Origin of the sequence: Mesorhizobium sp. AD1-1, from assembly GCF_020164655.1 — a bacterium.
GTDB lineage: Bacteria > Pseudomonadota > Alphaproteobacteria > Rhizobiales > Rhizobiaceae > Mesorhizobium > Mesorhizobium ciceri.
The window spans coordinates 218,835-232,509 of record NZ_JAIUGP010000002.1 but is presented as its reverse complement, the minus strand read 5'-3'; the positions used below and the strand labels follow the sequence as shown (position 1 = coordinate 232,509).

Annotated in this window: 8 protein-coding genes; 4 read left to right on the top strand and 4 right to left on the bottom strand. The window is 62.9% G+C overall.

Annotated elements, in window-relative coordinates:
* Positions 1-6: 6 nt before the first annotated feature.
* Positions 7-1,836, top strand: a complete 1,830-nt coding sequence (typA, locus tag LB519_RS04575; RefSeq protein ID WP_013529003.1) for a translational GTPase TypA — start codon at positions 7-9, stop codon at positions 1,834-1,836.
* 61 nt (positions 1,837-1,897) lie between these two features.
* On the opposite strand, the gene LB519_RS04570 is transcribed toward typA, so the two are convergent.
* Positions 1,898-2,524, bottom strand: a complete 627-nt coding sequence (locus tag LB519_RS04570; RefSeq protein WP_224618850.1) for a DUF1062 domain-containing protein — start codon at positions 2,522-2,524, stop codon at positions 1,898-1,900.
* Between the two features lie 394 nt (positions 2,525-2,918).
* Between LB519_RS04570 and LB519_RS04565 the strand changes: the two genes are divergently transcribed.
* On the top strand, positions 2,919-3,533 hold the full coding sequence (locus tag LB519_RS04565) for a LysE family translocator (RefSeq protein WP_224618848.1): 615 nt from the start codon (positions 2,919-2,921) through the stop codon (positions 3,531-3,533).
* A 9-nt stretch (positions 3,534-3,542) separates the two neighbouring features.
* Here the strand turns inward: LB519_RS04565 and LB519_RS04560 are convergent, their stop codons facing one another.
* Positions 3,543-3,866, bottom strand: coding sequence for a hypothetical protein (locus LB519_RS04560; RefSeq protein ID WP_013529006.1), 324 nt, complete (start codon positions 3,864-3,866; stop codon positions 3,543-3,545).
* A gap of 138 nt (positions 3,867-4,004) precedes the next feature.
* Entirely contained in the window at positions 4,005-4,568 is a 564-nt protein-coding gene (locus LB519_RS04555; RefSeq protein ID WP_013529007.1) for a peroxidase-related enzyme, read from the bottom strand.
* Between the two features lie 136 nt (positions 4,569-4,704).
* Here LB519_RS04555 and LB519_RS04550 point away from each other — a divergent pair, with 136 nt between their 5' ends.
* Positions 4,705-9,519: an NAD-glutamate dehydrogenase gene (locus tag LB519_RS04550; protein ID WP_224618846.1), complete on the top strand. Its 4,815-nt coding sequence runs from the start codon at positions 4,705-4,707 to the stop codon at positions 9,517-9,519.
* A gap of 80 nt (positions 9,520-9,599) precedes the next feature.
* On the opposite strand, the gene LB519_RS04545 is transcribed toward LB519_RS04550, so the two are convergent.
* The gene (locus tag LB519_RS04545; RefSeq protein WP_224618844.1) at positions 9,600-11,744 is read right to left on the bottom strand and encodes a TonB-dependent siderophore receptor; all 2,145 of its coding nucleotides are present in this window, start codon (positions 11,742-11,744) and stop codon (positions 9,600-9,602) included.
* 354 nt (positions 11,745-12,098) lie between these two features.
* Here LB519_RS04545 and LB519_RS04540 point away from each other — a divergent pair, with 354 nt between their 5' ends.
* Positions 12,099-13,475 carry an MFS transporter gene (locus tag LB519_RS04540; protein WP_013529010.1) on the top strand — a complete coding sequence of 459 codons (1,377 nt, stop codon included), beginning with the start codon at positions 12,099-12,101 and terminating at the stop codon, positions 13,473-13,475.
* Positions 13,476-13,675: the final 200 nt, after the last annotated feature.

The window sequence follows — 13,675 nt, the reverse complement described above, 5'->3', positions numbered from 1 at the left end:
CAGAACATGAAAATCCGTAATATCGCGATCATCGCGCACGTCGACCATGGAAAGACCACCCTGGTCGACCAGCTTTTGAAGCAGTCCGGCTCCTTCCGAGACAATCAGCGCGTGGCCGAGCGCGCCATGGATTCCAACGACCTCGAAAAGGAGCGCGGCATCACCATCCTGGCCAAAGCGACCTCGGTCGACTGGAAGGATACCCGCATCAACATCGTCGACACCCCCGGCCACGCCGATTTCGGTGGCGAGGTCGAACGCATCCTGTCGATGGTGGACTCAGCCATCGTGCTGGTCGATGCCGCCGAAGGGCCGATGCCGCAGACCAAATTCGTCGTCGGCAAGGCGCTCAAGGTCGGCCTGAAGCCGATCGTCGTCATCAACAAGATCGATCGCCCGGACGCCCGTCATGTCGAGGTGGTCAACGAGGTGTTCGACCTTTTCGCAGCGCTCGACGCCACCGACGAGCAGCTCGACTTCCCGATTCTGTACGGCTCAGGCCGCGATGGCTGGGTTTCGGAAAATCCGGAAGGACCGAAGGACCAGCAATTGGCGCCGCTGTTCGACCTCGTCATCAAGCATGTGCCGGAGCCGACCGTTCATCCCGGTCCGTTCCGCATGATCGGCACCATCCTGGAAGCCAATCCGTTTCTCGGCCGCATCATCACCGGCCGCATCGAGAGCGGCACGCTGAAGGCCAACCAGCCGGTCAAGGTGCTGCACCATGACGGTACCCAGATCGAAACCGGCCGTATTTCCAAGATCCTGGCCTTCCGCGGCCTTGAGCGCCAGCCGATCGAAGAAGCGCAGGCGGGCGACATCGTCGCCATTGCCGGCTTGTCGAAGGGCACCGTCGCCGACACGTTCTGCGACCCGAGCGTGAGCGAACCGCTGCATGCGCAGCCGATCGATCCGCCGACCGTGACCATGTCGTTCCTGGTCAACGACAGTCCGCTGGCCGGCACCGAAGGCGACAAGGTGACCAGCCGCGTCATCCGCGACCGCCTGCTGCGCGAAGCCGAAGGCAATGTCGCGCTGAAGATCGAGGAATCGCCTGACAAGGATTCGTTCTTCGTCTCCGGCCGCGGCGAATTGCAGCTGGCCGTGCTGATCGAGACGATGCGGCGCGAAGGCTTTGAAATCGCCGTGTCGCGTCCGCGCGTCGTCATGCAGAAGGGCGAGAATGGCGAATTGTTGGAGCCGGTCGAAGAAGTCGTCATCGACGTCGACGAGGAGCATGCCGGCGTCGTCGTGCAGAAGATGTCCGAGCGCAAGGCCGAGATGGTCGAACTGCGCCCATCCGGCGGCAATCGTCAGCGCATTGTCTTCCATGCGCCGACCCGTGGCCTGATCGGCTACCAGTCGGAGCTTTTGACCGACACGCGCGGCACCGCCGTGATGAACCGGCTTTTCCATGCCTATGAGCCCTACAAGGGCGAGCTGCCAGGCCGCACCAATGGCGTGCTGATTTCCAACGAACAGGGCGAATCGGTCGCCTACGCCATGTGGAACCTGGAAGATCGCGGCCCGATGGTCATCGATCCGGGCGTCAAGGTGTATCAGGGCATGATCATCGGTATCCATAGCCGCGACAATGACCTTGAAGTGAACGTGCTCAAGGGCAAGAAGCTGACCAACATCCGTGCCGCCGGCAAGGACGAGGCGGTCAAGCTGACCCCGCCGATCCGCATGACGCTGGAACGCGCGCTGGCCTGGATCCAGGACGACGAGCTGGTCGAAGTGACGCCGAAGACCATTCGGCTGCGCAAGCTCTATCTCGATCCGAACGAGCGCAAGCGGTTCGAGAAGTCGTCCAAGGTGGTCGGCGCGGCGTAAGCTCTTATTTTTTCCAACAGCGGAGAGGGGCGGAGCAACCAGTGTTCCGCCTCTTTTTCGTTCATCCACCGGCAGCCGCGATGATGGCCTGCCGATCGGCCTCGCCGGCCAGATCGATGCGGATCGTGTTTCCCGCACGGGCCGGCTTGCGCAGGGCCTTTGCTCCATCCGGGTCAACGATGAGCAGCCGCTTCTCCTCCAGCGCCTGAAGCCGTGATCGCGAGATGCAGAGTTCGCTTGCGAGCAGCCGGTCGAGCCGCAGCGATGTCGGCATTTCGAGCCCGAGCTGGAGTTCCAACACGGTCGCGGCTTCCCTGGTGTCGCCGAGCCTGCGCTTGTGAACGCTGACATCGGAGAACTCCTCGACGCGCCCGATCCGGTTGCGCAACGCCACCGCATCGAAGGCATGACGGTGAGCGAGTGCAGGATCGTTGCTTTCGAGCGCCGCCAGCAGCGCCGGGTCGATGTCGCGGCGGTTGCAGCGTTCGAAAATGCCGAAATTCCAGGAATTGTCGCAGTCGATGCAGCGATAGATCAGCCACACGTCGATGCGTTTGCCATTGGCGTTGACGCGGAACTTTCCGCTGCTGCAATAGGCCCTCACGGTGCTGCAGCGGTTGCAATTGATGAGCGGTCGAGGTGCGGTCTGGGGTGCGATTGCCCAGTGGATACGCAGAAGTCCAGACATGCCGATAAGCCCTTCCCGTCGGGAAGTTCATCAGGCCGGCGATGTCGAGATGCCCATGCGGGCGCGGCGTGGCGGTCGCTTGCTATGATCGGAAATCGGATGTCACGGGCGGCAGCGCGCAACAACGGTTCAGCAGTGCCAAACCGGTCTCGAACCGCCGCCCAGAAGAACACATGAAAATGAAAACAGATACCGCAAATGCGGTGTCATGCAGTGTGTCGGGGGAGTTGGCGAGACCGGCGGTTACGTAGGCAAAGTGAAGCTCAAAATTGTTTCGCGATGGCCTTTCTAGCCGCGACATGCCGGACCGACAAGGGTCTTTTGTCGGTGCTACCGCAGCCGAGCCACTTGCGTTAATATCCGAAATCGAAGGTTTTCAACCAGAGACCCGGTTATGCACCCCACCTCGCTCCTGATTTTCGCCGCCGCTCTGTTCGTTGCCGCGGGCTCGCCTGGGCCATCGATCGCGGCGCTTGTCGCCCGCGTCATCTCGAAAGGGTTTCGCGACGTGTTCCCGTTCCTGCTCGCCATGTGGATCGGCGAGGGCATCTGGCTATCGCTGGCGGTGTTCGGGCTGGCTGTCGTGGCGCAGACCTTCCATTTCGCCTTCGTCGTGGTGAAATGGGTCGGCGTTGCCTATCTCGCTTACCTCGCCTGGAAGATGTGGGCCGCGCCTGTCGATGCAAAAGAGGGCGAGATGCCGCGCGAGGATTCGGCGATAAAACTGTTCTTCGCCGGCATGGCGGTGACGCTCGGCAATCCCAAGATCATGATGTTCTACCTGGCGCTGCTGCCGACCATCATCGACCTCGCTTCGGTCAGCATCGTCGGCTGGGTCGAGCTGACGGCGACCATGGCCGTGGTGCTGGTCGCCATCGATCTCGCCTGGGTGCTCGCCGCATCACAGGCGCGCAAGCTTTTGAAGAGCAAGCGCGCCATGAAGATCGCCAATCGCATCAGCGCCACGACGATGGCCGGTGCGGCGGCCGCCATAGCGACGCGGTCCTGAGCCGGCGCGTCACATCACTTCAATGATCGGCGCGATCTCGACGCTGAAGGCCGGGTTCATCAGGATCGGGCAGTCCTTGGCCTTGGCGACGGCATCGTCGATGTCTTTCGCTTCGACGATCGTGTAGCCGGCGGCCGGATTGCTGCCGCCATTGTTCTCGACCTTGCCGCCGGGCAGCACCATCTTCGACATGCCGACCGGATTGCCGCCGTCGACCACGGCCGAGCCGAGCTTGCCGTACCAGCCGTTCCAGGCGTCCATTGCGGCCTTCCGCTCGGCCTCGTCGGTCGGCATCTTGCCCGAGCCATGATAGACGTAGAGATACTTCGCCATGTTCTCCTCCCTTGGTGAGCGGCATCGAACCGGCATGCGGTCATGCCGCCTGCCGATCATCGGACCAAACCGGCAAACAAGCAACGAGAATGCGACACTGCTAATATAACGCCCCGGTCTGGCCCCTGCCGCAATCCGTCACCTTGCCATGGCGTGGTATTCGTCGTTCGGCCGCATATCGATTGCCGCAGCCACGCGGTTCGACATGTTGAAGAAGGCAGCGGTCGAGGCGATGTCCCAGATGTCGCGATCGGTGAAGCCGGCCTGACGCAGCGCGGCCCGGTCGGCCTCGACGATCTTGGCCGGCTCTTGCGTCAGCTTGACGGCGAATTCGAGCATTGCCGTCTGCCTGGGCGAAAGATCGGCGGCGCGGAAATTCATCACCATCATTTCGCCGAGCGGCGGGTCGCCGGAGAGCTGGCGCACCGCCGCGCCGTGCGCGGTCAGGCAATAGTAGCAATGATTGATCGAGGAGACGGCGACCGCGATCATTTCGCGCTCCAGCTTCGACAGGCCGGACTCACCCAGCATCAAATCGTTGTACATGTCGGTGAAGGCGCGCAGCTTCTTGTCGTCGAAGGCATAGGCCCTGAGCACGTTGGGGACGAGGCCGAGCTTCTCCTCGCATTTGGCGAAATAGGTTTTTGTCGCCTCGCTCAGCTCTCCCTGGCCAAGATCAAGCGCGCTGATTTTGCCGGTCATGGGTCATTTCTCCTCGTTGCGCGGCATCTTGTCGCCAAATTCCGATAATTCTTGGCAAGCCGTCAAACCTTTGTCGCCAAACAGCGGTCATCTGCTACCATAGTCGTAAAAGCATTCGACGGGAGGGACGTGCGTCATGGCCAGCGTGAAATCCGCGAGCAAGCCGAAGAAAAAAGCCACGGCAGCGCTTAAAGCGGAGGAAAGGCCAGCCAGGCTTGCAGACTATCTGCTCGCCCGCGCGCCAGCTGAAGACATTGCTCCCTACGATGTGGCCGACCTGGAGCGGGCTGCCGATCTCGCCGGCCAGGCAGTCGCCACTCATAGGAAAGGCGAGTGCGTCGTCGCCGTCGATGCCGATTCGGGCGTTGTGCGAGACGGCCGCCCGATGACGGTTGTCACGGTCGTCAACGACAACATGCCGTTCCTGTTCGATTCCATCCTCGGCGAGATCACCGAGACATCGGGCGAACCGACCCTGGTCACCCATCCGGTTATCGTGGTGCGCCACGGCAAGGGCGGCGTGGAAGAAATCCTCGGCGACGGCAATTTCGCCAAGGACGATGGCAGCCACGACCGGCTGAGCGTCATCCATGTCCACATCCCGCGGCTGACATCCGAGCAGGCGAGCGGATTGAGCGAGCGGCTGCGCAAGATCCTTGGCCAGGTTCATGCCGCCGTTCACGACTGGAGGCCAATGCTGGCCCGCCTCGATCAGGCGATCTCGGAATTCCGCTATACGGCCGTGCCGCTCGACAAGAAGAGCGTTGCCGAGGCTCTCGCCTTCCTAGAGTGGCTGCGCGACGACAATTTCACCTTCCTTGGCATGCGCGAGTTCAAATACACCGGCGGCGAGGAAAGCGGCACGCTGGAGCGCGCTGAAAAGCCTGGCCTCGGCATCCTGTCCGATCCCGACGTGCTGGTGCTCAGGCGCGGCACCGAAGCGGTAACGACGACGCCGGAGATCCGCGCCTTCCTGCATGGGCCGGAGCCGCTGATCGTCACCAAGGCCAATGCCAAGTCGTCCGTGCACCGCCGCATCTATCTCGATTACATCGGCATCAAGACCTACACCGCCAAGGGTACGCTCGCGGGCGAATTGCGCATCGTCGGCCTGTTCACCTCGACCGCCTACACGCGCTCGGTGATGAAGATCCCGTATCTGAGGTCAAAAGCCGAAACCATCATCGCCAAGTCCGGCTTCGACCGGCACGATCACTCCGGCAAGGCGCTGATCAACGTTTTAGAGAGCTATCCGCGCGACGAGCTGTTCCAGGTGCCGGTGCCGATCCTGCGCAAACATGCCGCCGCCATTTTGGGCCTGGTCGAGCGGCCACGCGTGCGGGCGCTGGTGCGCGCCGACCAGTTCGACCGTTTCGTGTCGATCCTCGTCTTCGTGCCGCGCGACCGTTACGACAGCGTCGTGCGCGAGAAGATTGGCTCCTATCTGAAAACCGTATTCGAAGGCCGGCTGTCGGCCTACTACCCGGCCTTTCCCGAGGGCGGGCTGGCGCGCGTGCACTTCATCATCGGCCGCTCCGGCGGCAAGACGCCGAAGGTCGAGCAAGCGACGATAGAGGCGGCGATCCGCGACATCGTGCGTACCTGGGAGGACGCCCTTTCCGATGCGGCCGAGGCCAGTGGCGGCGACCAGGCTTTGAAGGCGATCGCCGCGCGGCTGCCGGAAAGCTACCGCGATTCGTTCAGCGCGGCGGTGGCGCTGGCCGATGCCGGGCGCATTGCCAAGATCAGCGCCGGCAATCCGATCGCCATCGACTATTATCGCCATGCCGAGCAGAAGCCGCATCAGGCATCGCTGAAAATCTATCACCATGGCAGCCCGGTGGCGCTGTCGCGCCGGGTGCCGGTGCTGGAAAACATCGGCTTCCGCGTCATCAGCGAGCGCACTTTCGAGGTCGGCGACGACCAGGTCGGCACGATCAATAGTGATCGGCCCGGCTTAGTCTTTATTCATGACATGGAGCTTGAGAACAGCTACGGCCAGCCGATCGACCTGACCGATGGCGGCGCGCTGTTCGAAGATGCGTTCCTCTCCGTCTGGCGCGGCGACGTCGACAATGACGGCTATAACGGCCTCGCCCAGACCGCCGGCCTGTGGTCTGGCGAGATCACCATCCTGCGCGCCTATGGCCGTTATCTGCAGCAGGTCGGCATTCCGCAAAGCCAGGATTTCATCGCCGCCGCGCTCAACCGCTATCCCGACATAGCGCGTGGCCTGCATGCGCTGTTCATCGCCCGGCTTGGTCCGACAGCCGAGACCGAAGGCGTGGTGGCCGCAAAGCATCTCAAGGCCAAGATCAAGGATGCGTTGGAGGATGTGCCGAACATCGACGACGACACCATCATCCGGCGCTACCTCAATCTGATCGAAGCCACGCTGCGCACCAATCATTTCGTTGCCGATACGAAAGAAAAGGGCCAGTCGCTGGCGATCAAGCTGGACTCGCACGCGGTCGAGGGCTTGCCGGCGCCGCGGCCGTGGCGGGAGATCTTCGTCTACGGCTCCGAGGTCGAAGGTCTGCATCTGCGCTTCGGTCCGGTGGCGCGCGGCGGCCTGCGCTGGTCCGACCGCGCCCAGGACTACCGCACCGAGGTGCTCGGCCTGGTCAAGGCACAGCAGGTCAAGAATGCCGTCATCGTGCCGGTGGGCGCCAAGGGGGGCTTCTATCCGAAGAAGCTGCCGATGAGCGCCGGCCGCGACGCGATCTTCGAGGCCGGTACTTCGGCCTACAAGAACTTCGTCTCCAGCCTGCTGTCGATCACCGACAATATCGGCCTCGACGGCGTCATCCCGCCGGCCGGCGTTATCAGACGCGACCCGGACGATCCGTATTTCGTCGTTGCCGCCGACAAGGGCACGGCGACCTTCTCCGATACCGCTAACGCGATCTCGGAGAAGCACGGCTTCTGGCTCGACGACGCCTTCGCCAGCGGCGGCTCGGCCGGCTATGACCACAAGAAGATGGGCATCACCGCCAAGGGCGCCTGGGAAGCGGTCAAGCGGCATTTCCGCGAGATCAACCGCGACATCCAGACCTCGTCCTTCACCGTCGTTGGGGTCGGCGACATGTCAGGCGACGTGTTCGGCAACGGCATGCTTTTGTCGCCGAAAACCCGGCTGATCGCGGCCTTCGACCATCGCGACATCTTCATCGATCCCGATCCCGACATGGCAGCCTCGATGGCCGAGCGCGAGCGCATGTTCGCGCTGCCGCGTTCGAGCTGGCAGGACTACGACAAGACGAAACTGTCGGAAGGCGGCATCATCGTCTCGCGCAACCAGAAATCGATCACCTTGCCGGCGGCGGCGGCGGCGGCGATCGGCCTGGCCAAGACCACCGCCACGCCGGTCGAGATCATGACCGCCATCCTCAAGGCGCCGGTCGATCTCCTCTGGTTCGGCGGCATCGGCACGTATCTCAGGGCATCGACCGAGACCAATGCCGAGGTCGGCGACCGCGCCAACGATGCCATTCGCATCACCGCGCTCGACGTCCGGGCGAAAGTGATCGGCGAGGGCGCCAATCTCGGCGTCACGCAGCGGGCGCGCATCGAGTTCGGCATGAATGGCGGCCGCTGCAACTCCGACGCCATCGACAATTCGGGCGGCGTCAACTGCTCCGACGTCGAGGTCAACATCAAGATCGCGCTGGCTTCCGCCATGCGCAAGGGGTCGTTGACACGCCCGGCACGCAACAAGCTGCTGGCCGAGATGACCGAGGAGGTCGGCTCGCTGGTGCTGTCCAACAACTACCAGCAGACGCTGGCGCTTTCGATCGCCCGCAAGCGCGGCCTTGCCGACATCGCGCATCAGAGCCGTTTCATGACGGCGCTGGAGGCGCGCGGCCTGCTCGACCGTGCCGTCGAGACGCTGCCGTCGCCGGCAGCGCTGGCCGAGCGCGAAGCGCGTGGCGAACCGCTGACCAGAGCGGAACTCGGCGTGCTGCTCGCCTATGCCAAGATTGTGCTGTTTTCCGACATCGTCGCCAGCGACGTGCCTGATGACGCGCATTTCGACCGCGACCTGATGGGCTATTTCCCCGACCGGATGGCGAAGAAATACGCCGCCGAGATCCATGGCCACAGGCTGCGCCGCGAGATCATCACACGGGTCGTCGCCAACGATCTGGTCAATCGCGGCGGCCCATCCTTCGTCAACCGGCTGCAGGAGGCCACCGGGCGCACCGCCGGCGACGTGGTGCGGACCTTCGCGGTGGTGCGTGACGGTTTTGCCTTGCCGGCGCTCTATCGCGAGATCGACGCGCTCGACAACCAGATCGACGGCCAGGTGCAGCTCGATCTCTATCAGATGGTCAGCCGGCTGATGTATGTGACCAGCGGCTGGTATCTGAAGAACGATGCCGGCACGGCACCCCTCAGCCAGCGCATTGCCGAGTTGCAGGAAGCCCGCAAGGCGCTGGAGCCCAAGCTCGTTTCGCTGCTGCCGGCCTTTTCACGCGAGCGCATCGAGGAGAAGCGGCATGGGCTGTTCAAGGCCGGCGCGCCGGAAAGCTTGGCCGGGCAGCTGGCACTGAGCGAGGTGGCGGAACTCATCCCCGACATCGCGCTGACGGCGCGCACCGCCGGCGCCGATATCGTCGCCGCGGCCAAGGCGTTCTTCGCCGTCAGCGATGCCTTCCGCATTCCGCGTGTCGAGGATGCCGCACGCTCGATCACGCCATCGGACTACTACGATCAGCTGGCGCTTTCGCGCGCCACCGACACGATCGATGCGGCACGGCGCGGCATCGCGGTGGCGGCGCTCACCGGCCACGCCAAGACGGCCGATCCGGTGGCTGCCTGGCTGGACGCCGGCGGCGAGCGGGTGGCGCGCATCCGCGAGCGGCTGCAGGCGTTGACCGAGGGCGGCGACATCACCGTGTCGCGGCTGTCGGTGGCGTCGGGGCTGATGAGCGATCTGACGGGGATGTGAACCGTCGATGATTGCCACACGCATTGTCGGGTGCGTGTGGCGCCTTTTCCAATGTTATCGGCGCTTGGCGTTCAGCAAGCTCACCAGGAATGTTTGAGGGTGCCGACGATTTTCAGCCGGTCGCCGTAGAATTCGGTCCCGTAATAGCTGGTTGTCAGATACTTCCGGTCGAACAGGTTCGTTGCGTTCAAGGCCAACGTCACGTCCTTGGTCATCTTGTAGCTAATCGCCGCATCCACCAGTGCGTAGCCGCCAATCGAAATGGTGTTCGCGTCATCCCCGTAGGTTTGTCCGATATAGCGCACGCCACCGCCGATGGTCAGGTCGCCACGCGGTCCTTCCTCGGGAAGCGTATAGTCGACCCAGGCTGACGCCAGGTGGCGAGGAACGCGCTGCGGCCGATTGCCGGCATTCCCGCCAATGCCGTCTTCCAGGATCTCGGCATCCCAGTAGGAATAGGCAAGCGTCAGGTTCAGGTTTTCCGCGATGGCGGCCTTACCCTCGAGTTCGATGCCGCGGACGCCAACCTTGCCGATCTGCTGCTGGACAACAGGCGTGACATAGGTCGGAACATTGGTTTGGGTAAGGTCGAAGACCGCGGCTGTGAACAGGCCGTCGAAGCCGTCGGGCTTGTACTTGATGCCTGCCTCATACTGTTTGCCCTCCTGAGGCTTCAACGAGCCCGAGACCGCATACCCGTTGGCGCTTGGCGACACGAGCGGCTGGAAGCTTTCCGAATAGTTGGCGTAGACCGCGAGGTTCGGCGTGAATTTGTAGGTCAGGCCGGCGCGCTTGGTGAAGGCCGATGCGGTGTCGTCGTCCTGCGTTCCCAGATCGAGATAGTCCGCCGTCGTATGGACACGGTCCCAGCGCCCGCCCAGGGTGACGATCCAGCGGTCGTCAAACGTCAATTGCTCCTGGGCATAGACACCGACCGCCTGCTGCTTGACCCGCCAGTTCACATAGGGACCGAGGTTGATGCAGGACAGACCGCAATAGGTCGGGTTGTCGATGTCGATGGGGCCGGCGGTGCCGAAGAGGATGTTTTCGCGGGTCTTGTCGTTGGCGTAGTCGACGCCGACAAGCGTCTTGCTGGCGACCCGGTCCCAGCCCGTATCGTATTGCAACTGATTGTCGAAGGCATAGCGGTTGGACAGGCCGCCGACGGAAAATGCCGTGCGGTCCGCCGTGGGGTCAAGCGACGCGCCGTAGACCTCGGCGTAGTCGAGGCTCAAATGCGTGTAGCGGGCATTGGAGCGGAAGGTGAGGTTCTCGTTGAATTCATGTTCGAACTGGTAGCCGATATCGACCTGCTCGGTGTTGAAGCGGTTGAAATCCGGCTCGCCCAGGAAGGTGCCGATGTCGATATTGGCGCCGGCCGGGGTGCCGCGTGCGCCTGTGCCATCTCGCTTGTAATAGTCAGTCAGGATGGTGAGCGAGGTTCCTTCCTCGGGCTTGATGGTCAACGCAGGTGCGATGTAAAGCCGGTCGTCGTTGGAATAATCCCACCCTTGATCGCCATCCTTGGCCAGCCCGGTGAGCCGATAGGTCCACACGCCATCGGCGTCGATCGGCCCGCCAAAATCAACGCCAATCTCCTTGGTGCCGTCGCCATAGGACGTGTAAATCTCCCCCTGCTTCTGGTCCAGCGGCCGCTTGGTGATGGCGTTCACCAGTCCGCCAGGACCGTTGAGACCAAATAGCGTCGATGTCGATCCCTTCAGGACCTCCACGCGCTGAAGTCCGTAAGGTTCGAGACGGCTGGCCGTGAACCATGCGGGGATGCGCGCCGTCAGGCCGTCGCGATAGGTACCGAGCGATGTCTGGTCGAAACCGCGGATGCGAATATAGTCGTATCGGTCATCGTTGCCGAACTCGTCGGTGAGGACGCTGGATGTGTAGGCCACGGCCTGCTGGAGGCTTTCGACATGGCGCGCCTCCAGTTCCTTTTGGGTTACAACTGAAACCGAGGTGGGAACGTCGACGATCGGCGCATCGGTCTTGGTGGCGGTCGCCGTATCCTTGGCGACGATCGTTTGATCGGGCCCGCCAACGCGGTCCGACTTGCCGGTGACGACGATCGTTTCCAGTTGAGTTGCATCGTCCGGCGAAACGTCCTGGGCCCGGCCGGTCCCCACCATTCCAAAAGATGCCGCTATCAAGGCACTGCTCGCAATCAATCGCCTTGCCTGAATGCGCAGCAATGCCTGTCGACCAATCGTCATCTCTTATTCCCTGTCAGACCAATTTCGAGCAGTTCGGCCGGTCACCGTTCCGGCCCTGCGCGAGCGCAATTAGTCAAAGCGGACAAAAAGAGTCAACTTAATAATCAAGAGATCCACGCCGGCGACAATCGTTGCGAAGCAGGGGGTGGAGGACGGCGCCGGACCTACGGTCCGGCTTCCCCCACGAGAAAAATACGGGCTTGGTTCGCGTAGCGGACGAAAGCCGGTTGCATGGCTTTCGAACAGTGAACGCCCGGCAACGTCAAGGGTACGGCACCGAGCTTCGTTCATTGCATGAGCGCATGAAACATGCAGACATGGCGCCCGACACGGAACCGGTGCCGAGGGATCATGATGACGGTAGAGACAGTGCAGCGTGCGTCCGGGCGCGGCATCTGGGGATGGATGCTGTTCGACTGGGCGGCGCAGCCGTTCTTCACGGTCGTGACGACCTTCATCTTCGGACCTTACTTCGTCTCGCGCATGGCGAGCGATCCGGAGACCGGCCAGGCGGCCTGGGGCTACGGCATTGCCGCGGCAGGTCTTGTCATCGCCGTGCTGTCGCCCATCCTCGGCTCGATTGCCGACCAGACCGGCCCGCGCAAGCCCTGGATCGCATTCTTTGCCGCGGTCAAGGTCACCTGCCTTTGCATGCTTTGGTTCGCGGCCCCCGGTTCGAACCTTTTCCTGGTCGTGCTGTTCTTTTCGCTGGCGTCGGTCGCGGCCGAGTTTTCGACCGTGTTCAACGATTCGATGATGCCGCGCCTGGTGCCGAAGAGCGAGATCGGCCGAATCTCCAACATGGCCTGGGGCCTTGGTTATCTCGGCGGCATGATCGCGCTGATCTTCGTCGTCGCTTGCTTGGCCGGTTCGCCGGAGACCGGCAAGACGATCATCGGCACCGACCCGCTCTTTGGGCTCGACCCGAAGCTCGGCGAGGACGCGCGCGCAACCGGGCCTTTGTCAGCCGGCTGGTACTTCCTGTTCATCCTGCCGATGTTCTTTTTCACCCCCGATGCCATCAAGGGCCTGCCGATCGGCCCTGCGGTGCGAGAGGGGTTGGCGGAGCTGAAAGTGACGCTGGGCGAGGTGCGCAAGCGCAGCGGCATCTTCCGCTTCCTTGTCGCCCGCATGATCTATCAGGACGGTGTCAATGCGGTGCTGGCGCTGGGGGGCACTTTCGCAGCAGCGATGTTCCACTGGTCGATCACCGAAATCGGTATTTTCGGCATCATTCTCAACGTCGTCGCCATCTTCGGCTGCCTGGTTGCGGCCCGTCTCGACACGGCGCTTGGCTCAAAAACCATCGTCATGATCTCGCTGGTCCTGCTCAGCATCGCCACGATCGGCATCGTCTCGACCGGACCGGGCTATACTTTGTTCGGCCTCTGGATGATGCCTGGACCGGACAGTGGCGGCCTGTTCGGCACCGCAGCGGAAAAGGCCTACATCTTCTTCGGCCTGTTGATCGGTGTGGCTTTCGGGCCGGTGCAGGCGTCGTCGCGATCCTACATGGCGCGCAGCGTCACGGCGGCAGAATCCGGCCGCTATTTTGGCATTTATGCGCTGGCCGGACGGGCGACCAGTTTCCTGGCGCCGTTCATGGTCGCGTCCGTCACCTTGGCCAGCGGCTCGGCACGGCTCGGCATGGCGGTGATCGTGCTGTTCCTCGGGATCGGCATGGCGATCCTGGTCAAGACGCCCTATCCAGCGGACCGGCCGGCGGATTGAGTTCTTTCTTCCTTCTCCCCCTGTGGGGTGAGCGGCCGGTTCGCGAAGCGAATTCATCGTGCCAGTGGCACGATGAAAGGCTGGCGAACGCCGGGACGCTGCGGAGCAGCGGGGACCCGGCAGGGCGGATCGTCCACCGCCCGGCCCTTCGCGGGCTCAGGGCGTTCGAAGCTCGAAAAGCCAGGCAATTGGCTTTTCGT

What these genes read in the sequence shown, in the direction of transcription:
- typA (WP_013529003.1), top strand. Translation starts at nt 7, where the DNA reads ATGAAAATCCGTAATATCGCGATCATCGCGCACGTCGACCATGGAAAG.
- LB519_RS04570 (WP_224618850.1), bottom strand. Translation starts at nt 2,524, where the DNA reads ATGTCTGGACTTCTGCGTATCCACTGGGCAATCGCACCCCAGACCGCA.
- LB519_RS04565 (WP_224618848.1), top strand. Translation starts at nt 2,919, where the DNA reads ATGCACCCCACCTCGCTCCTGATTTTCGCCGCCGCTCTGTTCGTTGCC.
- LB519_RS04560 (WP_013529006.1), bottom strand. Translation starts at nt 3,866, where the DNA reads ATGGCGAAGTATCTCTACGTCTATCATGGCTCGGGCAAGATGCCGACC.
- LB519_RS04555 (WP_013529007.1), bottom strand. Translation starts at nt 4,568, where the DNA reads ATGACCGGCAAAATCAGCGCGCTTGATCTTGGCCAGGGAGAGCTGAGC.
- LB519_RS04550 (WP_224618846.1), top strand. Translation starts at nt 4,705, where the DNA reads ATGGCCAGCGTGAAATCCGCGAGCAAGCCGAAGAAAAAAGCCACGGCA.
- LB519_RS04545 (WP_224618844.1), bottom strand. Translation starts at nt 11,744, where the DNA reads ATGACGATTGGTCGACAGGCATTGCTGCGCATTCAGGCAAGGCGATTG.
- LB519_RS04540 (WP_013529010.1), top strand. Translation starts at nt 12,099, where the DNA reads ATGACGGTAGAGACAGTGCAGCGTGCGTCCGGGCGCGGCATCTGGGGA.